At 61.5% G+C, this 26,582-nt stretch carries 21 protein-coding genes, 1 pseudogene and 1 riboswitch; of the genes and pseudogenes, 9 read left to right on the forward strand and 13 right to left on the reverse strand.

The genetic code is table 11. The annotated features are described in order from the left end of the window. Positions 1-371: 371 nt before the first annotated feature. The 3 genes and pseudogenes from QW861_RS30430 to QW861_RS30440 form a co-directional block, all read left to right on the forward strand. Positions 372-1,502 carry an amidase gene (locus QW861_RS30430; RefSeq protein ID WP_316172821.1) on the forward strand — a complete coding sequence of 377 codons (1,131 nt, stop codon included), beginning with the start codon at positions 372-374 and terminating at the stop codon, positions 1,500-1,502. Positions 1,503-1,555: 53 nt separating this feature from the next. Further along, complete coding sequence (locus QW861_RS30435) at positions 1,556-2,320, forward strand: SDR family oxidoreductase (protein ID WP_315718623.1); 765 nt, start codon at positions 1,556-1,558, stop codon at positions 2,318-2,320. Positions 2,321-2,953: 633 nt separating this feature from the next. Then, a pseudogene (locus QW861_RS30440) lies at positions 2,954-4,021 on the forward strand (IS91 family transposase); the annotation flags it as partial. A 655-nt stretch (positions 4,022-4,676) separates the two neighbouring features. Here QW861_RS30440 and QW861_RS30445 read toward each other — a convergent pair. Further along, a complete protein-coding gene (locus QW861_RS30445) occupies positions 4,677-4,943 on the reverse strand; it encodes a conjugal transfer protein TraD (protein WP_315718659.1) in 267 nt (88 codons plus the stop codon). A gap of 1 nt (position 4,944) precedes the next feature. Then, entirely contained in the window at positions 4,945-5,271 is a 327-nt protein-coding gene (locus QW861_RS30450) for a conjugal transfer protein TraD (protein WP_315718660.1), read from the reverse strand. Between the two features lie 171 nt (positions 5,272-5,442). Here QW861_RS30450 and traA point away from each other — a divergent pair, with 171 nt between their 5' ends. Both traA and QW861_RS30460 read left to right on the forward strand, forming a co-directional pair. Further along, positions 5,443-8,454, forward strand: coding sequence for a Ti-type conjugative transfer relaxase TraA (gene traA, locus QW861_RS30455; protein WP_316193873.1), 3,012 nt, complete (start codon positions 5,443-5,445; stop codon positions 8,452-8,454). Positions 8,455-8,571: 117 nt separating this feature from the next. Continuing rightward, entirely contained in the window at positions 8,572-8,817 is a 246-nt protein-coding gene (locus QW861_RS30460; RefSeq protein ID WP_316193874.1) for a helix-turn-helix transcriptional regulator, read from the forward strand. Between the two features lie 312 nt (positions 8,818-9,129). On the opposite strand, the gene QW861_RS30465 is transcribed toward QW861_RS30460, so the two are convergent. Continuing rightward, on the reverse strand, positions 9,130-10,386 hold the full coding sequence (locus tag QW861_RS30465; protein WP_316173177.1) for a 3-phosphoshikimate 1-carboxyvinyltransferase: 1,257 nt from the start codon (positions 10,384-10,386) through the stop codon (positions 9,130-9,132). 627 nt (positions 10,387-11,013) lie between these two features. Between QW861_RS30465 and QW861_RS30470 the strand changes: the two genes are divergently transcribed. Further along, on the forward strand, positions 11,014-12,405 hold the full coding sequence (locus QW861_RS30470) for a serine hydrolase (protein ID WP_316167925.1): 1,392 nt from the start codon (positions 11,014-11,016) through the stop codon (positions 12,403-12,405). A 261-nt stretch (positions 12,406-12,666) separates the two neighbouring features. On the opposite strand, the gene QW861_RS30475 is transcribed toward QW861_RS30470, so the two are convergent. The 7 genes from QW861_RS30475 to QW861_RS30505 form a co-directional block, all read right to left on the reverse strand. Further along, a complete protein-coding gene (locus QW861_RS30475) occupies positions 12,667-13,467 on the reverse strand; it encodes a dienelactone hydrolase family protein (RefSeq protein WP_316173176.1) in 801 nt (266 codons plus the stop codon). Positions 13,468-13,754: 287 nt separating this feature from the next. After that, entirely contained in the window at positions 13,755-14,519 is a 765-nt protein-coding gene (locus QW861_RS30480) for an alpha/beta hydrolase (RefSeq protein ID WP_316173175.1), read from the reverse strand. Positions 14,520-14,721: 202 nt separating this feature from the next. Further along, positions 14,722-15,228: a GNAT family N-acetyltransferase gene (locus tag QW861_RS30485; RefSeq protein ID WP_316173174.1), complete on the reverse strand. Its 507-nt coding sequence runs from the start codon at positions 15,226-15,228 to the stop codon at positions 14,722-14,724. 54 nt (positions 15,229-15,282) lie between these two features. After that, positions 15,283-15,684 (reverse strand): dihydroneopterin aldolase, encoded by a 402-nt coding sequence (gene folB / locus QW861_RS30490; protein ID WP_316173173.1) that lies wholly within the window; start codon positions 15,682-15,684, stop codon positions 15,283-15,285. A 38-nt stretch (positions 15,685-15,722) separates the two neighbouring features. Then, positions 15,723-15,802, reverse strand: a riboswitch (ZMP/ZTP riboswitch). A 994-nt stretch (positions 15,803-16,796) separates the two neighbouring features. Next, a complete protein-coding gene (locus QW861_RS30495) occupies positions 16,797-17,576 on the reverse strand; it encodes a class I SAM-dependent methyltransferase (protein WP_316173172.1) in 780 nt (259 codons plus the stop codon). Between the two features lie 365 nt (positions 17,577-17,941). After that, positions 17,942-18,334 carry a SecDF P1 head subdomain-containing protein gene (locus QW861_RS30500; RefSeq protein ID WP_316173171.1) on the reverse strand — a complete coding sequence of 131 codons (393 nt, stop codon included), beginning with the start codon at positions 18,332-18,334 and terminating at the stop codon, positions 17,942-17,944. A 256-nt stretch (positions 18,335-18,590) separates the two neighbouring features. Then, positions 18,591-20,672 (reverse strand): tripartite tricarboxylate transporter substrate-binding protein, encoded by a 2,082-nt coding sequence (locus QW861_RS30505; RefSeq protein WP_316173170.1) that lies wholly within the window; start codon positions 20,670-20,672, stop codon positions 18,591-18,593. A 691-nt stretch (positions 20,673-21,363) separates the two neighbouring features. Between QW861_RS30505 and QW861_RS30510 the strand changes: the two genes are divergently transcribed. The 3 genes from QW861_RS30510 (at position 21,364) to QW861_RS30520 (ending at position 24,290) form a co-directional block, all read left to right on the forward strand. Further along, complete coding sequence (locus QW861_RS30510; protein WP_316193875.1) at positions 21,364-21,909, forward strand: hypothetical protein; 546 nt, start codon at positions 21,364-21,366, stop codon at positions 21,907-21,909. 474 nt (positions 21,910-22,383) lie between these two features. After that, a complete protein-coding gene (locus QW861_RS30515; RefSeq protein WP_315770016.1) occupies positions 22,384-22,626 on the forward strand; it encodes a hypothetical protein in 243 nt (80 codons plus the stop codon). A gap of 17 nt (positions 22,627-22,643) precedes the next feature. Continuing rightward, entirely contained in the window at positions 22,644-24,290 is a 1,647-nt protein-coding gene (locus QW861_RS30520; protein WP_316193876.1) for a recombinase family protein, read from the forward strand. A 297-nt stretch (positions 24,291-24,587) separates the two neighbouring features. Here QW861_RS30520 and QW861_RS30525 read toward each other — a convergent pair whose 3' ends face one another. From QW861_RS30525 to QW861_RS30535, 3 genes are all read right to left on the reverse strand, one after another. Further along, entirely contained in the window at positions 24,588-25,673 is a 1,086-nt protein-coding gene (locus QW861_RS30525; RefSeq protein ID WP_315718316.1) for a YeeE/YedE family protein, read from the reverse strand. 121 nt (positions 25,674-25,794) lie between these two features. Further along, positions 25,795-26,145: a metalloregulator ArsR/SmtB family transcription factor gene (locus QW861_RS30530; protein WP_315718315.1), complete on the reverse strand. Its 351-nt coding sequence runs from the start codon at positions 26,143-26,145 to the stop codon at positions 25,795-25,797. Positions 26,146-26,169: 24 nt separating this feature from the next. After that, positions 26,170-26,559, reverse strand: coding sequence for a thioredoxin (locus QW861_RS30535; RefSeq protein ID WP_315754880.1), 390 nt, complete (start codon positions 26,557-26,559; stop codon positions 26,170-26,172). Positions 26,560-26,582: the final 23 nt, after the last annotated feature.

The following is a 26,582-nucleotide window of genomic DNA, read 5'->3' on the forward strand; positions in this document are numbered from 1 at the left end:
CGAGCCATTTTCGAATTTTGCACCGCCACTCCCGCGACCCACTAAATCTGGTAGGTCACCCGGGTGAGTTGGTGTGCTTGAGTGGCCGTCGCTCCACGAAGGAGGAGGCGAGAGCAATGATAGCGGTTACAGACAAGGTCACATCGTTCTTCCGCGCATGCAAATTGGAGGACCAATCGGCTACGTCGCCCCTTCCGGAAACGCTCCGCATGTCGCTGGAGGCACGCGTCGAAGCGAGGCAGGATGGAAGCCTTGATGCTGACCGTTGGAGGTCTGAGTGCGGCATCTGGAGCACATGGGCAGATACTCGCTATCGAGCCTGCGCACATCGGAAAGAGTTAGGATCGAACGCACGGGCTATACGCATTGGAGTGAAGGACACGATCAACGTCGTTGGCTTTCCCACGCGTCTTGGTCTGCGGCATCATCGGCACTATCCGGACAGCAGTGCCGCTGCCGTTCGAGCGATAGATACAGAGTTCGCAGAGATAGTCGCCAAGGTTGTCACGACTGAGCTTAACCTCGGTGTTGGCTCCGGCTGTGTCAATCCCTACGTGCCGGACGTTGCTCCCGCCGGCTCGAGTACCGGATCGGCCGTGTCTGTGACAGCCAACATTTGCGACATATCCCTCGGGACGGATGTGCTTGGATCCATCCGCTGGCCAGCGGGAAATTGTGGCGCTGTCGGTCTACGCACGACCTGCGACAGAGCCGACCTTCATGGTATCTTCCCTCTGTCTCCTCAGATGGACGCACTGGGCTGGGTCACACGCAGCGCTGAGGATCTTTTCTTCTTATGGCAACTGTTGCGCCTCGGCGGTCAAGAGAGATCAGCGATTGCGCCTTTAGGCCGCTGCCAAGTCTCGGTTGTTGAGAACGCTTTTGATGGAGGTTGTTGTCATCCTGAAATGCGGGACGCGTTGCATCTTGCATGCCGTCTACTCGAGGACGCCGGGCACCACATTCGATCGGTGCGATTGGACGATCTCTGGGCGCAGCGCGAAGCGGCATGGCAACTCTGTGCTCGCGAGGCTTGGGATGGTTACCGCCTGTGGCAGAAATGGATGAAAACTGAATTGTCGGAATCGACGCAGGCTGCGCTGGAAATCGGAGCTCGCATCGATGATCAATCCTATGGCCGAATACTCGACAGACTTGCAGCGTGCCGCAAAGATATCGAGTCGCGGTTCGACGCGGAGTCTGCCGAGATTTGGTTGCTACCTCTTCACCCGACACCGCCTCGCAGCCTGAGGGACGCTGTGATGCCCAAATCGACCATCCCAGCCTCAGACCAACCCGACTACGAACAACGATTGGGCTACACGCCAATCGCGAGTTTCGCTGGACTTCCTGCAATCACCATGCCGATAAAACGAAGCGAAGTAAGTGGTGCTCCCCTGGCCATTCAAATGCTTGGCCGCCCACACCGAGAAACGCAGCTTATTGCTATAGCCGCCGACTTGGAACGGGTAAGAGGCGATCTCAGATGGAATCCATCTTGAACCGATCAGATCGACGAGAAACTACTTGAGTCCCAGGAGCGAAAGGAAGATCGATGACGGATGCAGTTGTCGTAAGCGGTGGTGCAAGCGGGATTGGCCTTGCGGTCGCCAAGCACTTCCATCAACAGAGCGCTCACGTAGTCGTTCTTGGGCGTCGCGCAGATCGGTTGGAGAAAGCGGCTGAACACCTGAATCGGAGCGGAGGCGTTCCGGTTCTCCCGATTGCCGTTGATCTCACCCAGGCAGACCAAGTACAGCGCGTCTGCGACGAAATCACACACAGGCATAAGGAAATACGCGTTCTGGTGGCGGCGGCCGGCGGGAATGTTGTGCTGACGTCACCGCCCGGTTCATACGGCCCAGACCTCTCGGGTATTGCGAGGCGCTGGACCGAAAACTTCGCATCTAATGTGTTGAGTGCCGTCCTCCTCATCGAAGGCTTACGCAGGCACCTCAGTGCGCCGGGCGGACGGATCATTCTTATCAGCTCTATTGCGGCATATCGAGGGTCGGGCAACGGCTGTTACGGCGCCGCCAAGGCGGCCTTGCACCCGTATTGTTATGATCTCGGCGCGGAACTCGGACCAAAGGGCATCACGGTGAATGTGGTCGCACCCGGCTATATTGCGGAGACTGAGTTCTTCGGCGATCGCTTATCGCCTGAGCGCCGAGAAATGCTGATCGGTCAGACGATGAATAGGCGAGCGGGTCTGCCCTCTGATATCGCCAGCACGATCGGATGGTTGGCCTCGCGCGAAGCCGGACATATCACGGGCCAGATCGTTCAGGTCAACGGGGGGGCTGAGCGAGGAAGATAAGAACTGCTGCGTGCGGCGGAGCGAAACCGCCTTTGGAGGCGCGCCGCAGTTGGCCCGCGTATCCACAACTGACGCTGACGCCATGCCCAGGCTCTTCTCGCTGATCCTGAAGGCCGCGGGCTATGATCCGGGGCCTGAGCCTCGCTCACGGCAGCGCTCGGCGAACGACCCACAGGTGAGATCCTGGCTGCAAAATTGCAGGGCGAGACGATCAGCTTCGGTCCCAAGCTCACGGATGGTCCGTTCACAATGCGATTCGAGCTCAACGGCCGGATGACCTATCCGCACTGGAAAGAGTCCCTTGGACCTGCAGCCGGGACATGACGGTCGCGGAGGATAAGATCTGTATCCTGAACTCGGGTGCCCGTCGTCGCTGTTACATCCCAGCTTGGCCTCCCGTTCATCTTGCAAGCCGCGTTGCCACGACTTTTCGCGATGCCAAAGCTTCAACCAGAAGAGAGCTTCGGAGGGGCGCATGTCGTGCATCTTATCAAACAAAACGCTTGTGGCTATCTGGTGAGTGCAAACCGGCCCACCATTGATACACAAACAAGGCGCCGTCGATCCGCGGGCATGGACGAGCACAGAATTCCGGTGCAGCGCTTCATGCGCTAAGCCGCTCCGTCCAGAACAGCCCTCGGCGGCCATGTCGCGCGCTGCGAGGACTGCGCCTACACGTCCATCGCCTACAACTCCTGCCGCAACCGGCACCGTCCGAAGTGCCAGGGCGCCGCGGCGAAGCAGTGGCTCGCCGACCCCGAGGCTGAGCTGCTGCCGGTGCCGTATTATCACGTCGTGTTTACGCTGCCGGCCCGGATCGCCGACATCGCCTACCACAACCGGGCCGCCGTCTACGATCTGCTGTTCAAGGCCTCGGCCGAGACCATGCTGACGATCGCCTCGGACCCGAAGCATCTCGGCGCCAGGATCGGCATCATGTCTGTGCTGCACACCTGGGGCTCGGCCATGACCCATCACCCGCATGTGCACATGATCGTGCCGGGCGGCGGGATCGCGCCCGATGGCCGGAGCTGGGTTTCCTGCCGGCCGGGGTTCTTCCTGCCGGTGCGCGTGCTCTCACGCCTGTTCCGGCGGCTGTTCCTGGAGCGTCTTGCCGCCCTCCACCAGGCCGGGCGCCTGAGCTTCTTCGGCAACGACGCTCATCTCGCCGGAGCACAATCGTTCGCCGCATGGCTTGCAGCGTCGCGCAAGACGGAATGGGTCGTCCATGTCAAGCGTCCGTTTGGCGGGCCACAGGCCGTGCTGGCCTATCTGTCGCGCTATACCCACCGCGTCGCCATCTCCAACAGCCGCCTGATCGCCTTCGACCGGCACGGCGTCACCTTCCGGTGGAAGGATTACCGGGTCGACGGCCGCGACCGTCAAAAGCGGATGACGCTCGCGACAGACGAGTTCATCCGCCGCTTCCTCATCCACGTGCTGCCGAAGGGCCTCCACCGCATCCGCCACTACGGCCTGCTGGCGCGGGGCGCCTGCGCCGACAACGTCGCACGCGCGCGCGAACTGCTCGCCGTCAGGGATCGTGAGGATAAGCCGGCCGAGACCATCGTCGACATGGCCAAGTCGCCCTGTCCATGCTGCGGCGGCCGCATGATCGTCATCAAGGTCTTTGAGCGAGGCGCAACGCCGCGTCACCAACCGACCGCACCAACCGGCGCCATCAGGATCGATACCTCATGACCGCGCACCCGCCATTGTGCAAAGTTGCTCGCAGTGCCTGCCGCTCATCGACCGGTCACGGCGGCGTCCGCCCCAACGTTCCTCTGTCCTCGTCAATCCGCAGACGACACGTCGAGACCGGCGCCGTGCACCACCCGTTCAGCGACTGCACCGCCGCCGCGTCGCGCGCTGCACCGGCTCAAACTCAATCGGCCAGCTCACCTGCAGCGCTCAAATCCCCATAGAGCCTGCCGCGCCAGTCCTGCCCATCATGCGCGGTTTCCTCCCTTGGAGGCTTTCGGACGCCGGCCGCCCGAATGTGCCGCGCCGTCAATCATGCGGCCGGCATCCGAAACCCTTCACATTTACAGACATCAACCGTGGCAGCTCTGCCTTTAAATCATCGCCGTTGGCACGAGGTTACTTAGAGCGGCAAGGAGCCGTCACATGATCGTTGACCGCGGAACTTTCATTGCCTGCGCCGTGGTTGCGGTGGTAGCGCTCATCCGGGATTTGCTGGCTCGGCCGTCGGTTCCCCCGCTGCTGGGACGCGCCCCGTTATCTTCCTTGTCGAAGGGTGGAGCGTTCAAAGCGACGAGGAGACCGCCGACCAGATGTGGTTCAGGACCGACCGCGGATGGCGAGCCATCTGGCGGTAGTTTGCAATTGTTGTGCATCAACGACGAACTGCTGAGACAGTTCGATCTATCCCCTTGTGTGTTGCAGTGTCCGCCTCGAGCGCCTGCTTCCCCTTCGCGGCCCACAGCGCTCGTGCCCGTTCGCCTTGATCGCTCTTGAGCTTGGCAGCCATCCAAAGCAACGCGCCAAGGATAGTGGCGCGATCATCGCCAGTTAGGTCCGCGATACCGGCTTTGACGATGAGCCCACCGAGTTCGATGAGATGCCGCGTGCGCTTGCGGCGCTCGACCTGCCACGTGCGCATGTCATGCCGCGCCCTTGCGGACTGATGCCGGTTGAGAGCCACCCGGTTGCGCCGGAGGGCCGTCCACGTCGCGGTCAGTTGCTGGCGCATTTCGCCGCGCTCGTCCTTGAAAGAACGCGGTCCCGCGCCTGGCCCATGCCTCCTTCTTTCCGGCCTCTTCTGTCTCGGCCAGCACGATCAGTGCTCCCGCTAATTCATCGGCACTTAGCGCGTCGGCTCCGGTAGCGATCACCAGTTCGCCGAGCTGTTGCACTTTGCGGCTCTTAAGGCCACGCGCCTTGTCCCCAAGTGCCTTCAGTTCAGCATCAAAGTCCCTAGGCTTGCGCATCGTCGTTTCCATCCGCGTTGATAGAGAAATGATAGCCGAGCGCCCGGCACAATGCTGTAAGGTCGCCGGGACTGGCCGGGACGGGCTGGTCCCTCCCGAGATTTTTTCGAGGGAGGGCGCGCTTATACGTCGTTCCGACGTACTCTTCGCTGTGCCAGTGATCTGATCGCGATGGCGATCTATCATCTTCATGTCAAGGTCATTGGCCGCAAGGCCGGGAGCAGCGCGGTAGCATCGGCGGCCTACCGCTCGGCCTCGCGGCTGCGGGACGAGCGGCTCGGCCGTGATCAGGATTTTGCCGGGAAGCGTGGTGTCGTCCATTCCGAGGTGATGCTGCCAGAGAATGCGCCGGAAGCCTGGCGCGATCGGGAGCGGCTTTGGAATTCTGTCGAAGCGTTCGAAGTCCGGAAAGATGCCCAGCTGGCCCGCGAAGTCGAATTCGCCCTTCCGCGCGAGCTGAGCGAGGCGCAGGGCATCGAGCTGGCTCGGGACTTCGTTCGCGGCGAGTTCGTCGGTGTGGGTATGGTTGCTGATCTCAACGTGCATTGGGACAAGGGTGAGGACGGGATGCCCAAGCCTCACGCCCATGTCATGCTGACGATGCGCGCTGTCGACGAGAACGGATTTGGCCAGAAGGTGCGAGAGTGGAATCGCACGGAGATGGTCGAGCGCTGGCGCAAACGTTGGGCGGAGCTCGCCAACGAGCGGCTGGCCGAGCTCGACACCGACGCGCGGATTGATCACCGCAGCCTGGAAGCCCAGGGCATTGCGCTCGAGCCGCAAAGCCAGATCGGCGCACCGGCCAAGCGCATTGAGGGTCGGGGCGTCGGAGGTGAGGGCGTTGAGGCTGACCGGGCCGAGATGCACCGCGAGATCGCACGAAACAACGGCAGGAGGATCATCGCCGATCCCTCCCTTGGACTGGACGCGATCACCCAGCAGCAATCGACCTTCACACGCCGTGACCTCGCAAAGTTCGCGCATCGGCACAGTGACGGGCTCGACCAGTTCAACCTGGTGGTGGGCGCGATTCAGGGCGCGCCCGATCTGGTCGAGCTGGGCAAGGATGCCCGCGGCGAGGATCGGTTCACAACCCGCGGAATGGTCGAGGCAGAACAGCGCCTGCATCGCGCTGCTGAGCTGCTAGCGGACCGTGAGCGCCATAACGTCCGCGACGCGGCTCGCCATGGCGCTTTGGCGCGTGCAGAAGCACGCGGCCTGGCGCTGTCATCCGAGCAGGTAGACGCCTTGGCGCACGTCACGGATGGAAGCGGTCTCAGCCTCGTGGTCGGCCATGCCGGGACGGGAAAGAGCGCGATGCTGGGCGTGGCTCGGGAGGCCTGGGAAGCAGCCGGCTACGAGGTCCGGGGCGCGGCACTGTCCGGCATCGCAGCGGAAAGCCTCGAAAGCGGATCGGGCATATCTTCTCGTACGATCGCCAGCCTGGAGCATGGCTGGGAACAGGGCCGTGATCTGCTCAAATCGAGCGATGTACTGGTCATCGATGAGGCGGGGATGGTGGGCACCCGGCAGCTCGAGCGCTTGCTATCGCATGCGGCCGCGGCTGGCGCCAAGGTCGTGCTGGTCGGCGATCCGCAACAGCTGCAGGCGATCGAAGCGGGTGCGGCCTTCCGATCCATCCATGAGCGTCACGGCGGGGCAGAGATCGGAACCGTGCGCCGCCAGCGCGAGGACTGGCAGCGCGACGCCACGCGCGATCTGGGAACCGGCGAAGTGGGCCATGCGCTGGAGGCCTACCGCTCCCGCGGCATGGTGCATGAGGCGCCGACCCGCGAGCATGCGCGCGGCGATCTGATCGAGCGCTGGGATCGGGACCGGCAGGCATGGCCGGATCGGAGCCGGATCATCCTGACCCACACCAATGATGAGGTCCGAGTTCTCAACGAGGCAGCTCGCGAGCGGATGCGGGCTGCGGGCGACCTCGGCAACGAGGTGCGTGTGACGGTCGAGCGCGGCGCGAGAAGCTTCGCCAGCGGGGATCGCGTCATGTTCCTGCAGAACGAGCGCGGCCTTGGCGTCAAGAACGGCACGCTCGGGACCATTGAGCTGGTCGGCGCGCAATCGATGACCGTGCGGACGGACGATGGCCGATCCGTACGCTTCGACCTGAAGGATTACAACCGGATCGACCATGGCTATGCCGCGACGATCCACAAGGCGCAGGGCATGACGGTGGACCGCGTCCATGTGCTGGCGACACCCGGCATGGACGTCCACAGCAGCTATGTCGCCATGTCGCGGCATCGCGATGGTGTGGACCTGCACTATGGCCGTGACGATTTTGCCAACCAGGATCGGCTCACCCGCGTCCTGTCGCGCGACCGTGCCAAGGATATGGCGTCGGATTACGAGGCTGCCGATCCGGTCCAGAGCTACGCCGAGCGGCGTGGGATCACGTTCCGCGAGCGCGTGGTCGAGTTCGTGCGCAAGGTCGTACCGGAGAAGCTGCGCGACATGCTCGACGGCCTTAGCGTTCCTGGAGAGGTGCCCGACCGGGATGGCGGACGACGGCCCGAGCGGGGATCACCCGAAAGAGAAAACATCGGCACGGCAGCCGACCGGCGCGAAGCCGAAGTGTCGGCAAGGACCGTGGCGCAAGATCCCGAAGCGGAAGCCCGTCGCGTGCGGACCCGAGCGCTGGTGCGCCATGCTCGCGCCGTGGATGCGATCTTCGCGGCGCTGGAGACGAGCGGCAGATCGAGCCCCGAACAGGTCAAAGAGTTGCAGACCGCCCGCCAGGCCTTCGAAAAGGTGCGTCTCTATGGCTCCCACGACGCTGAGGCCGCCTACAAGAAGAACCCGGAGCTCGCCCGGGAGGCCGCCGGCGGACGCCTCAACCGCGCCATCCGCGCGCTCCAGCTCGAGACCGAACTGCGCATCGATCCGAGCCGCCGCGCCGACCGCTTCGTGGAGCGCTGGCAGAAACTCGACCACACCAGCCAGCGCCAGTACCAGGCCGGCGACAGGTCCGGCTATAGGGCGACGCGCGCGGCGATGGGTGACATGGCCAAAGGCCTCGAACGCGATCCACAACTGGAGTCCGTCCTCGCCAGCCGCAGGAAAGACCTCGGCATCGCCTTCGAATCAGGTGGCCGGCTCGGCCAGCAATTGGCCCTCGCTCACGGCATCGGCTTTGGAAGAGACAGGGGCCTCGAACGTTGACCCGGTCTATTTGCCGCCGTCTCTACGCCACAGCACGACGCTGTGAAAACGCTCTTTCGCGCGCGCAACTGCTTGCTCTGTGTAGATCAGGAGCAGTCAGCGGGAGGCAGCGCAGCCATGCGCGAACCAGATCGGATCGTCCGCCTAAAAACCGTTCTTGCCCGTACCGGCCTGTCCCGATCCACCATCTACCGCAAGATCGGCGAAGGCACATTCCCAGCCCAACTCAGGATCAGCGTCAACGGCGCAGGCTGGCGGGAATCCGACATCAACCGATGGATCGCCGATCCCGCGGCGTGGCGTCCGACATGCTGTCCGTCGCCTGCACGGGCGATGTCCGCTCCGGGGGGCAACCGGAAGTAGTGCATGGCAGGACCGAAAGGCGACATCTGACCCGAAGCTGAATCTTCGATCAAGTCAGCAGCGTCCCCTTCCAGCCCATTACGGACATCCCAGGCGTAGACCGGAAGGTCGGAGATTGGCCAACAACGGACTCGTGCATCGCACAAAGTTCCGAAGACTCAACGACGGACGCCGGGGAGGTCAAAGCGTCCGGACCAGACGCTCATCGGCAGGATCGAACGCATCGATCGCTGCCTCTACGCGGCCAAGCACGCCGGCCGCAACCGCGTGCTCTCCGAGAGCGAGTCTGAAGGACGAGACGATCGTCGCGGCTTAGGCCGCCCGCATCTCCACGCCGAGCGAGCGCAGCGCATCCCAATAGCCGGGATAGGTCTTGCCCACGCACTCGGGGTCGAGGATGACGATCCCGCCGATCCTGAGCGCCGCGAGCGCAAAGCTCATCGCGATGCGGTGGTCTTCGTAGGTCTCGATGCGCGTCGGCAGCGTCTGGTCGGCGAGCTTGGGATCGGAGGCGACGATCAGGTCGTCGCCCTCTTCGCGGCCGAGGCCGGGGCGGATGCGCGATAGCTCGGTCGCGAGCGCGCTGATGCGGTCGCACTCCTTTACCCGCAGATTGGCGATACCGGTGAAGCGCACCGGCCTGTGGTTGAAGGCGGCCAGTACTGCGAGCGTTGGAACGGCGTCCTGCATCTGCGAGCCGTCGATCACGCCGGGAAGACGCGGGAACATCCTGATGAATTTCGCTGCCTGCGCATCGGGTTGCGTGAAGGCCTCCATCGGCACGCCGAGGTCGATGCGGCCATCGGTCAGCGCCTCCGCGGCCCAGAGATAGGTCGAGGCGGAGGCATCGGGCTCGATGACGAAGTCGGTAGCGGTGTAGCCGGTGGGCTCGATGCGCCATGAGGTGCGATCGACCGGCGCGACCTTCGCCCCAAACGCCGACATCGCGGCGACCGTGAGGTCGACATAGCCGCGCGCATCGAGGTCCTTGCCGGTAAGGGCGACATCGATCGGACCTTCGCCATACGGCGAGGCCATCAACAGCGCCGAGACGTATTGGCTCGACAGCGATCCGTCGATCTCGACGCGGCCCGAGCCGAAATGCCCGCGCCCTTCGACCATCACCGGCGGACAGCCGGTGGGAGCGCTGGCGGCGATACCGAGAGAATGCATTGCCGTCACCAGCGGCCGGATCGGGCGCTTGCGCATCGCCTCGTCGCCGTCGATCGTCACTATCCCGTTGCAGAGCGCCACCGCCGCCGTGAGAAAGCGCGTGGCGGTTCCGGCGTTGCCCAGGATCAGCGGCTCGTCCGGCGCCCTCAGGCACCCCGCGCTGGTGACGACGAAACTGGTTTCGTCCGGCTCGTCGACCAACACCCCCATCTGCCGGAGCGCCGCCGCCATCAGGGTCGTGTCCCTGGACTTGAGCGCGCCGGTGAGCCGGCTTCTGCCGCGGGCGAGGGCCGCCAGCAGCAATGCCCGATTCGTGATCGACTTGCTGCCGGGCGGCGTGACTCGCCCAATGAGCGGGTGCGTAGGCGGAGTGATGGCGAGCGGGGGCGAAGACATGGTGACGCCAGTGGCATACGCTTGTCGCCAGCGCAAGCAGTCGGTGGGGAGGGATCAAGGAAGGGGCACCGGAGACTTCAACGCCGACGGCTACAGCGGCATCGTTTGACGCAACGTCGGCGGCACGACGGTCGCCTGGGAGATGAACGGCGGCACCAAGCTCGCCGACGTCAAACTCAATTCCATCCCGGCGGACTGAACACTGCAGTTTCATCACTCCAACATCGTGTAATTTTGGGAGCACGAGGCGCCGTCGAGGCTTATTAGCAGCGGGATGACTGCTCCGGGTCAATTCGCGACTTGATCGGACGCCTCATCGTGTCCGGAATTCGCCCTGAACGGACGCCACCGAGGCAGGCAAATCACGTACGCTGTCAGCCCATTACGGACGTGGAGGGCTGCTGGTATTCACGATCGAACCGGGCTGGATCACTATGTCCGGGTTACCTCTGGTCGCGACCGTCAGCGCGGACATCGAAGGTCGGCAGCCATGGGCCAACAAGAGACGTCGCTATGAGGATGGTTGGCGGGTATCCAAAGAAAACACTTCAACAGGCGTTCTGCTTAATTCTGTTAATGATTAGTGTTTAGCAATCTAGTCAAGCTCGCAACGGGTGGGATCATCCTATGCATATTCGCCAGATTGTTTTCGCCGTCGTGCTGCTCGGCGCTTTGGTTCGGTTCGAGCATGCCCAAGCTGAAGATGGCTTCCCAGCAGCGGAGTGGGAGCGCGTCACGCCTGCAGAATTGGGTTGGTCAGAAACCGGATTGGCCCAAGCGCGATCCTTTTCGGATCAGATTCATTCGAGCGCAGTTGTGATCGTTCAGCACGGCAAGGTCGTGGCCGAGTGGGGCAGTACGACGAAGCCGATGGAAGTCGCTTCAATCCGCAAGAGCATGCTCAGCGCCCTGATCGGCATCGCAGTGTCGGATCACCAGATCAACCTTGACAGCACGCTTGGCGAACTTGGCATCGACGATAACCCGCCTGGCTTGACCGGGGTCGAGAAGGGCGCGACGGTGCGCGAACTCCTCGAAGCGCGTTCCGGGGTCTACCACGCGGCGCTCTATGAGACGCCGGACAATGCCAAGATGAGACCGCCGCGCGGCAGTCACCCGCCCGGCACCTTCTGGTATTACAACAATTGGGACTTCAACGCGCTTGGCACGATCTACGAGCACGCAACTGGCACCGGCCTCTTCGAGGCGCTCGACCAAAAGATCGCAAAGCCAATCGGCATGCAGGACTACCGGCCACAGGATGGCAGCTACGTCCGCGGCGAAGCGTCTATCCACCCCGCCTATGAGATCCGCATGAGCGCACGGGACTTGGCGCGTTTTGCACTTCTCTATCTTCACAAAGGCAATTGGGCCGGACACCAGATCGTGCCGCGGGAGTGGGTGGAAGAGAGCACGCGCAGCTATTCGAAAGCAGCGTTCGGGATGGGCTATGGCTATCTCTGGTGGATCGGTTTTCTGGGCGGTGACGTTGCGCCTACGGTGACTTTGCCCGAGGGCAGCTTTATGGCCCAAGGTGCCGGCGGCCAATACGCCTTAGTCGTACCCGCACTCGACCTTGTCGTGGTGCATCGTGTCGACCGCGATGCGCCGTACGTCGAACCTTCATTTCGCAACATGGCCAGGCTCTTCTGGCTCATCCTGAAGGCCGATGGCTATGATCCGGGGCCCGATGCCTCGCTCACCGCAGCAACCGGCGAAAGACCGACAGGTGAGACCCTGGCCGCAAAATTCAAGGGCAAGACGATCAGCTTCGGTCCGAAGCTCAAGAATGGTCCGTTATCCATGCGATTCGAGCCCGACGGCCGGATGACTTATCCGCACTGGGACGAGTCCTTTGGGCCCGCAACGGGGACATGGGCGGTCGCGGAGGATAAGCTCTGTATCTTGATCTCGGCTGCTAGACGTCGTTGCTACATTCCAGTGCTGAACGGTGAGCAGATTGAGTTGTTCGACCAGCTTGGCGTCATGCAAATCGCCGGGGTGGCGCTGCCTCAGTGATCTGCATGCAGCAATCGGCTCGCGACGTCCCGTTCAGGGTCAAAGACTGAAATTCTCATGCCGAGCAAATCTCTTCTGCACAACCTCGAATAACCGACACGGCATGGCCTTGACGGCCTTTCTCTGCCGGGCCATGGGCTGTCCTCCGAAATGGAGTGGCGCTATGGCCGGTGTACCCCAGATAACAGGCGACTTGCCGCAGCGCCGCAAGTCGGCAGCCATGGGCCAAAGGCAGACCAACCAAGCGCGACGTAGAGAGACTTACCCGGTTTGTAGGTCGGATCGAAAGAACCGAACCACTCGATCTATCGCGTCGGTTGTCGCGGGATCGTTATCCGAAAAGTCGAAGCCATGATCTTTCCCTGGATAAACGACCTGTTCGGCTTGTGCTCCCACCGATTTTGCGAGTTTGACCAACGCCTCGCCTTGCGCAAGAGGAACGTTGTGATCAGCGTCGCCGTGAAGTTCGAGCAGAGGCGGCAGACGCTTCACGCGAGATACCATTTTGTTTGGCATCCCGCCGTAGAGCACGGCCAAAGCTGAGACTCTGTCGTCTCGCGCCGCAGCTGCCGCAGCCACGTAACCGCCGAGTGAAAACCCAAGCAGGCCGACCCGTCCAGAGCTATCAGGCCTTTCTAGGATGCCAGTCAGAGCGGAAGATACGCGGTCGGCCCATATATCGAACCGGTCCGTTCGATATGCTTCCCGCTCCTCCTGTGTGCTTAGCTTGTCCAGCACTTGTTCGTCTGCGTGGCTGTAGTAGCGGATCAGGTAGGCATCAATGCCTGCCGCAGTCAAAGCATTAGCATAGCGCTCATAAGCACGCGGCTTAAGTTCAATGCCCCTCGCGCCATGCAGGACTACGACTCCTGGCCGCTTTCCGGTTGACTCTGGACTGTAGCGTTTCAAGGCGATGGAGCCCTCCACACTCATCGCTGTAAGCTCCTCAGGAGGTGCTGCGAACAGAGGGTGCGAGGTCGCCACGAGCGTTAGCCCGCCCATGAAGTATCTTCGGTTGATCACTGCGTAACCCCCGGCTTGAAAATGGCCCTTGACCAGCATCGGGATACCATATTGCCATGTCGTGGCAATGGTCCGCTTCGGGTCCAAAACTCGCCTTACGGTTCTGCCCTGGTAACTTCCGGTTGAGTCCTGTGACCGGCCATCGCCCGCGCCGACCGGCGGGCCCGAGAAGGGCCAGAAGCAAACTTCGCGCGAACCGGCCGGCACGTCCGTAGCGGGCCAAAAGCGCCCTACCGGCCGTCAGACCGCTTAATTCCGGTAAGCACCGAGAGCGGACATGCTCTCCAAGGTGGCCGAAAAGGGCCGCAACGGGCAAATAGCCGCTTTCAGCCGAGCGCTCGAACCAAAGCAGCTGCCAGCCCAGCTGGGTTTTGCAACGCCATTGAGTGTCCTGCAGCCGGAACTATGTCAACGCTGACGCCGTGCCGCGGCAGCCGGTCGAACTCGGTATCTAGTAGGGAATGTTCTCCGAAGAGAATGGTTCTCGGTATCTTCAGTCCATAAAGCAGCTCGCGCCATGTCGGCTCGCGTCCGGCGGTTAGCGAACTAGCCCCACGGTGAATTGCGAAAGCTGCGCTGATGGCCATCGAAGCCGCCCACACGACGTTGCCCTCCGCCGCCGCCGCTTTGACAATTCTGTCATGGCCGTATGCCACGTATTCAGCTTCCGGTATCGCAGCAATTTTCCTACTGAAGGGACCGCCGCCTGGATCCAGATTGGGTTCACTCAGCACGAGCTTTTCGACCCGCGGTCCGAGAATGGTGGCCAGCGCGATGGCGACGGCGCCACCCATGCTATTGCCAAAAATGCATATCGAACTAGGGCAAACATATTGAACAAGCTCAGCAACAGAATGTGCATGGGCATCAACGGAGCAGCTAAATTCAACAGGACGCTCACTGAAGCCTGAGCCTAATAAGTCCACCAAGATGGCACGCCGACCGGTGAAAACAGTTCCGAAGACCATACCTAAATAGTCGCAGGAAGAAGCGCAGCCCAGCCCGTGGATAAACACCACGGGCGATCCGCTGCCCGGAAGATCGTGATAGAGAATGTTCGCAGCGGCTGTGCTCGCCCAGAAAGCTTTCATAACTGCTCCAGTCAAACCGCTCGTCGATCATCTAGCTGTTAGGATAACTCAGCAACCGCTCAAAAGCGGCCTTGTCCTTCCACGGTTACCAGCGTCCTGCTGCACCCAAATAGCAGGCGTTGCGAGCGCCAAACCGCAGGCCCGTTCTGCGCCAGGAGCGGGCTTAGTTTGAGCCAGCTTAGTAGCCTATTTCAGACGCGAGCTAGACGTCGCAATAGTTGTGGCCTGATAGCCAGAGAACAAAGTGGCGCGAGTGCGCCTCGCTGCCTGGCTCCCAGGGCAATACAGGCTGAAAACCAAGCGTTTCGTACAGACGATGCGAGGCCACCAATGCGTTATTGGTCGACAGCCTGATAAGATCGTAGCCCGTCCTCCGTGCAAACCCGATCAACTCGCCCGCGATCGCGCGTCCAACCCCTCGACCTCGATAGCTCGGCGCGACGAACATGCGCGTCATTTCGCATGATTGATCGTCAACCCGCTTTATCGCACCGGTGCCGACTACAGCATCTCGGGCAATCGCACACACGAAGATCGCGCGATCCCCGTAAAACTTTTCCGCATGGTCGACATCCGATAGGCGCGAGTAGATGAAGTTTCGGACAAAAGGATCATCATGCTGGTCAAAATGTTCATGCCACACAGCTTCGATGAGCCGCCTAGCTCCCGAGGCGTCCGCTGCTCGGAACGGCCGAATGATCCAATCCAAGACCTTTCCTCCTTTCATCTCCGTTTTTGGCGGGTGAGGCGGACTGGGAGAGTGTCAGGCGCCAGCGATGTCGTTCAGTCCCTGCAGAAGCTCAGCACGGCTCAGGGTCACCTGAACGCCGACCTGTTCTATCGAGTGCGGAATCGGTGGACTCGATTTTGCGACCGCAACTGTCACGCTTTCCATCGCCATAAAGCGCCGCAGTAGATTCGTGGCGATCGTCTCGCCGAGAGCTTCAAGCGTCTGAAACTTGCCTGATGCTGCACTCCGAACCACCTCGTCCACGACGGCGTCATATCTGATAGACGAACCGAGATCATCGCTGAGGTGGGAGCGCACCTCCTGCAGCATCGCGAAAATGTCGAAGTTGAACTTTTGTCCGAGTGCTCGCTCTTCCTCGAAGAGGCCGTGGTAGCCGTAGGTCTGAAGACCGGAGATCTTAATCGATGTCAGCATGGGCAGCTCCGAAAGAAGCGTTTCGATTGGGGATAATTCCCAATTGCCCAGGCGAGCGGCTGTTCTTCCGCGCTTCCCGATGGTGCTCCATCCGATGTCGCCAGTCGCGCGAATGAGCAGTCCGTAGCAGCCAAAAATGCTAAAATCAATACTCTAATGCCGATGGAAAGTATGATGCCGGCGGTGAGCATATCTTCCGGCGACTGTCGAATAGGAAGAACCCGCTTCACTCTAACTGCCAATGTCAGCAACGGGTCAAAGACTGAGATTCTCATGCCGAGCAAATCTCTTCTGTACAACCTCGAATAACCGACATGGCACGGCCTTGACAGCTTTCTATGCCGGGCCATGGGCTGTCCTTCCGAAATGGGTTCGCGCCATGGCCGGTGTATCCCAGATAACTGCCGACTTGTCGCAGTGCCGCAAGTCGGCAGCCAAGGGCCATAAGCCGACCTTCGCATCCGCGAAACAGCCGTGCTACCGCTCGACATTCTGGTTAGAACAGACGGAATAGAGTCATGGCCGCAGCATCGAACTCTGCGAGAGAATGCGGAGATTGCACCCTCTGTTGCAAGGTGATGGCAATCGAGGAGCTGGAGAAGCCCGCAGGGTCTTGGTGCCAGCAGTGCAAAATTGGAAGTGGCTGTAAGCGTTATATAGAACGACCAGCGGAGTGTCAGAACTTCAATTGCCTGTGGCTAGTCGACGATAGATTGGGGCCGCAGTGGAAACCGGTCAAATCGAAGATCGTCCTCACAACTTCAGAGGATGGCTTAGAGGTTAGGTGCGACCCTGGGTTCCCAAACGCTTGGCGCAAGGAGCCCTATCGCACTCAGATTGGCCAATGGGCAGAGGCTGGGGAAGTGAACGATGTGGCAGTCTTGGTCATCGTCGGAAGCAAAATGACGCTCGTTACTTCAAATCGCGAGTTCAATCTCGGTGTCGTTCATACGGATGAACGGATCGTGCGCGAACTAGATGGAACGCATGTCGTGAGCGCGACAGTGGTCAAGGCGTCGAACATTCAAGAATCCTAACCTCGTTGCTGTCAGATAGTCTGGCATGGGTCAGAGTCGGTAGTACAAGCGAAAGCGGTCGAAACCAAAGATCTCCTATTTGTCACGATTCGCACGGCGGGCAATGTAAAGGTGGGTTTCATAGTCGATGTCGAAGTTGCCTCCTTGATGTTCGATTACTTTTTCGACTTCACCAAGCAGGTCTTCGCGCGTCGCTGGCGCGAGCATCCGAATATCTGACCGGGTTGCTAGAAAATTCGTATAGCTCGATGCCGTGTGCTGCCACTTCCATGGATAGCAATTATGCTCGACGGGTCCAAACAATCGTGACTCGTCAAACCAGCCCTTGAATGGACCATTCGGCAGGTACCAAGCTTCGGCCGGCGGCCCCCACCGACCCGTGAGACGCAGCGATATCTGTTTAAACTGTTCGAGTAAATGCGTGGGCAGCCGTACAGGAACATGCCCGAAGACGGCTAGTGATCCGTGAGCCGAAAGCAATTGTGCGGCCTTTACGAACCGAACCTCCGGGGATACCCAGTGCCACGACTGTGCGGCTATGATCAGCTGGAACACTGAGTTGTTAGCTGGCCACGCTTCAAATGTAGCCACGCCCAATTTCACGTTAGCAAAATTCGCCAAAGTCTCGCGTGCAGCGCGCACCATTTCTGGTCCAGGATCAATGGCAACGATAGGAAAGCCACGTGGCGCGAAGCCCTTTGTCGCCTGACCCGTTCCGCAGCCGACTTCGAGAATGTTATCGGTTGGCCTTAGCTCTGCGTACGACAGAACATCGTCAATAAGCGCCTCTGGATAGTCCGGGCGTGAGGCCCTGTATACGCTCGCTACCTGATCGAACGTAAAGCGCTGTTCCATCATTCGCTCCCCTTCCGATATTTGGGTCATATGCCTCAGGCGCGATCCATCTGTCCAACCGCCGATTTCTGCTTCGGGTCACGAGCTGCTTTCCCGAACGAGCTAGCGTCACGGCCGGTGTACCTGCGATAGTTGCCGACTTGATGCAGCGCCGCAAGTCGGCAGGCTCCAGGCCATTCACGGCACGGTTGGGCGGCTCGGTCACGTCCGTAATTCGCCCATAGCCGACCTTCCGGGTGGGGTGCATCGACGGCTGCCTCTTCCCCATCAGCGAAGTGGCGAGCCGCCGCGTTGAGGTCCGCTCTGGGGTGGTCAACGGACCAGAATTGCTCAGGTCGGATTTTCGCATTCTGACCCGAAGCGGACTACTTCCGTGGCTGCATCGTCCGGACTTCAAGTTCCCCTTTCGGGGCATTGTTGAGTTGTTTAGCCAGATCGATCACTTCTTGATCCGTCCAATCGCGATCACTGATCTGCCAGGTCCCGCCTCCCATGGGCTCTCGAATAACCGGGGTCAGAAGCGTCCGTCCCGCAAGACGAAGCTCAAGCGGCTGACCAAGATTGCTGTTGCCAAGAATACGCAGCGTTTCCTTGGACGTCTCCGCGAAGATCAAGTTCAGGATCGGCCTTCCTGTTCGCTCATCGTGACCTGCTTTTGCACTGCTGAGCACAACCACGAGTTCATCCGCCGCGCATCCCGAAATCAACACAAACGTGGTGACCGCAATCAGTAGTGATCGGCATCTCAGCGACTTCATTGCCCAGCTCCAAGGTCCACCAGATCGGACGCCTGCGTCATTGTAGACGAGAGCACTCACGTCGCCTACTGGCCCATCTCTGAACTTCCGGTTACCGCCGGCGATGTCCGCTCTCGGAGGGCAAACGAAAGTAAGCCGTCGCATGGCTGGAAGGCCGCTTTTGACCCAAAGCGGGCTCCTTATTCCGTCCGGAAGGCTCGGTGGCCTGCGCGCAATCGCGCCAGTGTCAGCGTGCTGAGGCCGCTGCCGCGATCGTCTATCGCTTCAAGAGTTTCACGATGTTCTCCGGACCTACATCGAACAGGTCGACGCCAAGTTCCCTGAACTTGACCGAGGTGGCCGGATCATGATCGACCGTCTTCATCATGTCGGCCAAGGCAAGAAACTCGTCGGCACCGACATTTTTCTTCGCGCCGACGGCGTACCAATCCCCATCGGAATAGTCGGGGAAGAACTCCGCCACGGCAGGGACGTTCGGAAGACGCGCATTGCGGCCGGCTCCGGTCACCGCGAGCGTTCGAACGAGTCCCGTGTTCGTGACTGCCGCCGCATGGAGAATGGTCGACATCATCAGGTCCGCCCGACCGGTGATCACGGCCGCGTAGGCGTCGTCGCCCGACGCCGGGATCCGCTCGCCCCGGATGTCGAAATGGTTCAGGAAGTTCTCCATGACCCTGGTCGCCGTCCCTCCGCTATCGACGTACCTGATGAGCGTCTTGTTCGATCGTGCGTATCGAACCAGATCCGCCACCGTCCGCGGCGGAAGCCTGGGGGCGGCGAGCAGCACGTAGGGCACCCGAGCGAAGCCACGAAGCGGTACGACGTTATCGGGAGGCAACGCATCGCTTCCGAACATCACGAAATGGTAGTCGAGCGAATTGTCCGGAGGCGGCGGCCATTTCCGATCGGTCGGAGCGCCGGTGATCCTGTGGAAGGCGAACTCCAGTTCGTACTGCAGAAATCCGCGCATCGACCGCATGTCGCGGTCTGGTTTCAAATATTCGATCCTGACATAGGCTTCCGGCCTCAACGGGATTTCGGTCGGGCGCAGCTCAGGCATCGGTATCGATGCTGAACATATGAAGCTTGGTCGGCAGGGCGGGGCTTTCGACAGGACTGACGCCGTCGGATCCTTGCCGGTCTCGGTGAGAATGTTGCGCACGCTACAGCCCCAATGACCCAGCGACGCGTCGATCAGATACCCGGTTCGGCCGTCGAAGACGCAGTAGTCGGACGCATTGACCGGAGGATCCATGCCGGCCGGCAGGATATAGATCGTGTATTGGCTCAAGGCCGGCAAGCGATGGATCGGCTTCAGAATCCGGTAGACCTTGTTGCCGCGCAACGCCGGCCGGCGCGACGCGTCCACGTCCTCCTCGATGGCCCTGTCCCCGGCGAGCGCATCGAGCCCGGCCTTGCCCGGCAGGATGTCGTATCGGTCCAGCAGCCCGACAGATACGATGCTGGTCTCGTCGAGACGGACCGGCTTCTCCACATCGTCCGGAACGAAACGCTCGAAAGACGGCATCCTGATCCCGGTCAGATCGTCGCTGTGAACGATCCGATTGGCGCGCCCGATTTCCTGCAGCAACATCGTCCTCAGCGCATCGTCTTCGAGTCCTCCCGTCGCCATGGGAAGGCACGTCGTGAACGAGACCTTCTCCGGCGGGATGCCCGAAACAGCGGATGTGTACATCGCGCCAAGACTCTTGTCCGACGCGACGACCACACGATCGATCAGGCCCACATTGCCATCGAGGCTCCATATCGTCGGTGCCCGGCTTCCGAGAACGAGATAGAGTGGACGGTCTCCCTCGATCCTGACGTTCGAAACAATGGTCGTCCTGTCGAGGCCGACTGTGGAGATCGGCGAAATTCCGCGCGAGCGGCTTCCCCCGAGGGCAAGCACGTCAGAGTCCGCCTGCGGCGCCGGCATCGGACACGACGGCGTCTCTGAAGTTAACCTTGATCGGTTGGGATAATTCCACAACGCCGCGATCACGTTGCTGCCGTCGGATTGTCTGGAAACGCGGCCGACCACCACGCCTTTGGATCCCGCTGGCGGGTATCCTCCGCAAGACGAGACCTCGACGACGAGTGACAACGGCCCGGAAGCGAGCTGCCCTCGCACCACTCGTGATACGCGAACGGCAATTGGACCGGATACTGACGTGGTTTCTATGACTTCGATGTCGACCGCCACGGTGCCTTCGATGACCGGGAGATGTCCTTCTTCGAAGAAGATGGATTGATTCGTCGCGACACGGCAGGCGAGGGCCTGATCCGCGAAGGCGAACATCGCGACGAGGGCGACCGAAGCCGCGAGCGGCCATTTCATCGGTGGAGCTTTCCGTAACTTCGGGAAGACAGGAAATAACAGAAGGTACCCCTGCGAGAAAGGCCTCCGATGAGTCGCATTTATTTCAAATAATCCATTTTCAGAGATGTGTGTCTGCGAAATCGGAGGGTGGTCCGCATCGAGCCCTGGTACGCCAGCTCCGGCCCTTCGGATCGGTCATCGTAAATACCAACTAAGGATCATCTGAATCAGATGTGCATCGTCTCCGTACGCCGACTCCCCGAGGGAAAACTACCCGTCATCAGTTGCTGCCGACGGCGGTCTTGGTACGGCGGCGGGGTCTGTGCCGAACGTGCAATAGCGCACGTTGTCGGGATGGCCGCTTTTGGCCCATCGCGACGAAATCCGCCTACGGCCTGCATGGAGGCTCTGAGGGAGTAGACCGGACCTGCCAGAGATCGGGCAAAGCCGTCGCGATCGACCCATCGCGACATATTGCGCTTCTGCACGAAGTCGGTCGCTATAGGGACAAAGCAGACATTGCTTTAGTCGCATCACGCCGCAGGGTTTATGGGTACAAGGCCTGGCCGTGAGTGAAAACCGGATATCCATTGACGTAACGAATCGGCCGTGATTCGATTCGCGGCACTGGCCGCTACAGGCCAGGCAAGCGGCCCGCACAGGTGCTAGGAACACCTGCACGAGCCTAACCCTCAACATGGAGCTACCCATGTCTCAGGCTGATTCTGCCTATACCACGAGTCGTTTAATCTTTCCTGCCGGCCCTGCCGTTCGGCGCCGGCAGTTCGTCACTGGTAGCGCCGCCATCCTGGCCGGGGTCATCACGCCCTCGCGGGCTGAAAGCGTTGGCGTTTCGACCGCGCCCGACCCGGTCCTTGATGCCATCGAGGGCCACCGCCGAGCCTTTAAGGAACTAGGGCGCCTGCTCGCTGAGCAGGATGCTGCCGAGCGCGAGCTGCGCCGTGCGCCCTGCAGCAGGCGGGCCGAGCTGGAGGCCAAGTTAAGTGGCCTCTGCGAGGCTGAAGGCGCACTCGGCCGGGCTGAGATGAAGGCCTCGCGTCAGCTCGCCGGCATCGTGCCGGGAAGCCTCAAAGGCGCGGCCGCGGCGTTAAAGTATGTGCGCGAGTGTTACGAAGCTCGCCAGTACCCTCTTTACGAGGAGGATGGCTACCGGTTGCTGCTGCTCTCAACTGAACGCGCGATTTGCGCGGCCGTTGGTCTCGCTATTCCGAATCGTGGTGTTGATCCTCGATAGCGATTGCGCGCCTTCCCACGAGCGGGATGTGGAAACAAAGGCCTGGTCGAACCGCTATGGCGCCGCCAGACGAAAGCGGTGCGAACGGATATCTCCGACCTACGACCATCGTGCCACATCTCAGCTCCACAAAAGGCCGAAGAATCGACGTGAAGGCGATCCGAGTGCGCTTAGACGTGACTCAGGAAGAGTTTGCAGCTCGCTTCGGATTCAGCGCTCAATACGCTATGCCATTCGGAGCAAGGTCGCGACAGCCGGAGGGGCCGACACGCGTGTATCTTCTCGCGATCGAGCGCGCCCCGAAGGCAGTGCAGAAGGCTTTGCAGGCTGTGTGATGCGTTCGAAATCTACGCCAAAACGGCCGTTCGTAAGTATCTGCGCGCTCCCGTACGATGGCAGGATTTTTGGTCTTCTCTTCCTGAATTCGTCGCCGCTTGATGCTCGTTTGACTTCACCAATCGGGCGAGCGACGGCATGGCAGATGACACAGAACTGGAGCTGGACGACATCAGACCGGCCAACGACAATCAAGGTCCGGAGGATGGAACGAGCAAGGCGGATAACAAGACGCGGCGACAGTTGGAGCAGGTGACGTTGACCATTGCCCGGCTGATCGGACGCCGGATTGCACGGAAACAGTTCGCGGCGCTCAGCGCCGCCAATGATAACAGGCCTCAAGCCACGAACGATGCGGAGGACGAGGCCGGCAAGGATTAGACAGAACGGAGACCGTCATGCCCCGCGTTGCGCTTTACGCCCGCTACTCGTCCGACAATCAGAGCGAAAGCTCGATCGAGGATCAGTTCCGCCTCTGCCGAGAGCACGCCAAGCGCGAGCGATGGAAGGTCACGAGCACCTATCACGACGCCGCCATTTCGGGCGCGAGCATGATCCTGCGGCCCGGTATCCAGTTGTTGTTGCAGGATGCGCAACGCGGTCTGTTCGATGTCGTGTTGGGCGAGGCGCTGGACCGGATTTCTCGTGACCAGGCGGATGTCGCCACGCTGTTCAAGCATCTGCGCTTCGCGGGCGTCTCCATCGTCACCCTGGCCGAAGGCGAGATCAGCGAGCTTCACGTTGGCCTCAAGGGCACTATGAATGCCCTGTTCCTCAAGGACCTCGCCCTGAAGACTCATCGTGGTTTGCGCGGCCGAGTGGAGAAGGGCAAGGCCGGCGGTGGCCTCTGCTACGGCTACAACGTCATGAAGGGGCTCGACGCCAACGGTGAGCCGATCCGGGGCGATCGCGAGATCATCGTGGAGGAAGCGAGGATTGTCCGACGCATCTTCCGCGCCTTTGCCGCCGGCAAGAGCCCGAAGGCCATCGCCGTCGAACTGAACAAGGACGGCATTCCCGGCCCGCTCGGCCGGGCCTGGGGCGACACCAGCATCCGAGGCCACGTCTCGCGCGGCACCGGCATCCTCAACAACGAACTCTATGGCGGAGTCCTGGTCTGGAACAGGCAGCGTTTCGTCAAGGATCCAGCGACTGGCAAGCGCGTGTCACGGCCGAATCCGGAAAGCCAGTGGATCAGGATCGAGGTGCCGCATCTCAAGATCGTGGACGATGAACTGTGGCAGGCCGCGCGGGCGCGGCAGCAGCAAATCTCGGCACTCTTTGGCCCCAACCCGGCCAATACGCGGGAGGGCAGGGCCAAGCGGCTGCACCTCGCCAACCGGCCCGTCTCCCTCCTTTCCGGCCTTCTCACCTGTGGCTGCTGCCGCGGCAAGATCGGCATCCTGACGCCGAATCGTTATGGCTGCCTCAACCATCATCGTCGCGGAACTTGCGCCAACAACCGCACCATCATGCGCGAGAAGATCGAGGCGCGGGTGTTGGCGGGACTGAAGGATCGCCTCGTCTCCTCCGAGGCGGTCGCAGAAGCGGTGCGTGCCTATGCCGAGGAGATGAACCGCCTCAGCCACGACCGGCGGGCACGGGCGGAAACAGACCACCGTGCGCTTCAGAAGATCGAGCGGGCCGTTGCCGGCATCATCGCAGCGATCGAGGACGGCCTCTACCAGCCGTCGATGAAGGCGCGGATCGACGAGCTTGAACGGCAGAAGGCGGAGATCACACAGCGCCTGTCAGAGGCTCCCGCCGACATTCCCGACATGCATCCCAACATCGCCAACGTCTATCGCAAGAACGTCGGCCGGTTCACCGAGGCGCTCGCCGATCCGGATGGCGGACGCGAGGCCGCCGAGGCGCTCCGCTCGCTCATCGGCGAGATCGTACTCACTCCCGGCAAGAAACGTGGCGAGGTCCATGCCGAGCTACGCGGCGAGTTGATGGGTATCCTTGAATTCTCTAATACCCAGGAAAATCAAAGAAGTAGTCTTGTTATGCCAGCAGTGGCTGCACCTCCCCGCAACCACTGAGACCGACACTCCCGTAGCCGACGAGGCTGCGGGAGTTTTGGTTTGTGCCGCTGCCTCCCTGTGAGCTGCTGTGCAGCTGAGGACAGTGCCGTCTCCCCATGAAGCGCGGCGCCGGAAGATCCGGGAATTATCACCAGGACGGCGCGCACACGACCATGTGAGCCGGCAGACAATCTGCGAAGCGCGTTGAACTGAAGTATTGAGGCAACGGCGAAATCCACAATCCGTCTGCCTGCGGTACAACCCCATTGCCCTGGCGTGGGAGCGAGCTTGCCCATTGCGCGAGCGCAGCCGCCGTCACGATGTCAGACGCAGCAGGTTGCGCACGGCAGGGCGCCATTCGCCGGTCATGGTGTATTCGAGGCCGAGACGTGCGCCGCAGGTGATCGCCAGCATCGTCAGCGGCGCCGAGATCGCCAGCGTCGAGAATGCCGACAGGCCCTGTCCGATCGTGCAGCCCATCGACATGATGCCGCCGGTGCCCATCAGCAGCGCGCCGGTCATGTGACGCTTCAACTCACGCGCGTCATCGCAGGCTTCCCAGCGGAAGACGCGCGAAAACATTGCCGCGACGAACGAGCCCAGGATCACGCCGGCGACGGAGCCGATCGCAAAGTCGGCCCGGCTGCCCGAAAGCGTGGCGATGTAGAGCACGGTATTGCCGAGCGGGGCAACGAAGGTCAGGGATGCCACGCGCGCCGGATCGAAATCGTCATTGCCGAGCCAGCTGGTGGCGAACCAGCCGAACGCCACCGCGCAGCCGACGGCGAGGCCGGAGAGCAGCAGGCGCGGCGATCTCACGAGGCGCCCGTCGGCCAATGCCCAGGCCGCGAGCGCGACCGCTGCGACGGAAACGGTTGCCGGCCGCGCATATGAGCCAAGTGCGGGCGACAGCAGCATATCCATGCCCTGGGTCATCGTTTCGGGCAGGCGTATGGAGAGCGGCTCGATCAGCGAGATGCGCAGGAATCCCGTGAGCCCGCGCATCGCGGCCAGGGCTGACACGCCCAGCACCAGAAACACGACGATGGCGCGCAGATCACCGCCGCCGATACGGACCAGTGTCCCGAAGCCGCAGGTGCCGACCAGGGCCATCCCGATTCCGAACGACAAGCCGCCGAGGATGGCGCCGCCGAGCGGAATGGACGACGTCAAGTAGATCGAGCGCGACAGGTCGATCAGGCCGAAGCTGGCGAGCAGCTGGGTTGCGACCAGCGCGACCGCGGCCGCCAGAGCGAAGGATTTGAGTCGCCGGGTATCGGCGCCGAAGAACGCGTCCTCCAGCATCGCGAGCGTACAGAAGCGGCCGGCGCGACCGGCGACGCCGAGAACGGCGCCCGCGAGGAGCCCACACATGAACGTCAGTGCTGATGGGCTGAGCATTCCTCTCCGACATCCTCGTTGGTTTCCTGGCATTGTGCGCCAGGAGCGGCGGGGACGCCAGACCTCTTGCGCCGCTACGGGGCGCGCCGATGCGAAGCCCGAGACCGCGAGGGCCAACCGGTCAGCGGCGGCGCTTGCGGACCGGCTCGCAATAGACGTCGTAGATCGCCGTCAGGATCTTGCGGACATCTTCGCTCGCAAGGCTGTAGTAGATCGTCTTGCCCTCGCGCCGCGTCGTGACCAGCCGGTCGAGCCTGAGACGGGCGAGCTGCTGCGAGACGGTCGACTGCCGCTCGCCCAGGAACTGCTCGAGCTCGGTGACGGATTTTTCGCCTTCGGCGAGGATGCAGAGCAGCAAAAGCCGGGACTCGTGGGACAGTGCCTTCAGCATCTCGCTGGCTTCCCGCGCCTTCTCGATCATCTGCTCGAGCTCGGCAGAGGTTTCGATGTCCTTCAACTTCGGCAGCGGCATGAATTCTGAATCCCTCGGTTGGCGTCAGGAGCGGGCCGGAGCCCCGCTTGTAGCATTCATTATGCGGCCGAGCAGCCCAAAGAAGAACGCATCGCCGGGATAACCGCGGATGCGTCCGATCTCGCGGCCCTGATCGACCACCACGAAGGTCGGGGTGAACGCTCCCGGATCGATACCGGAAAGGTCCGTCGGCAGCGGCTTGGCAAGGTCGACCCGTCGCAGCGGCAGCGCGCGCCCCTCGTCGGTCTTGTCATAGATCGGACCGATTTCCGCGTTGAAGCGGGCGCACCAGCCGCAGCCCGGACGTTCGAACATCACGAGCTCGGAGGCGAACGCCGGGGACGAGAGGCAAATGCCGGTCACTACGGCTCCTGCGAGCGTTGCGAATCCGCGCGATGCACGTCTGCTGGTCATGCCGAGATCCTCTCTGGACTTGG

Origin of the sequence: Bradyrhizobium sp. SZCCHNRI1029 (genome assembly GCF_032487555.1) — a bacterium.
In the GTDB taxonomy this organism is placed as follows: Bacteria; Pseudomonadota; Alphaproteobacteria; order Rhizobiales; family Xanthobacteraceae; genus Bradyrhizobium.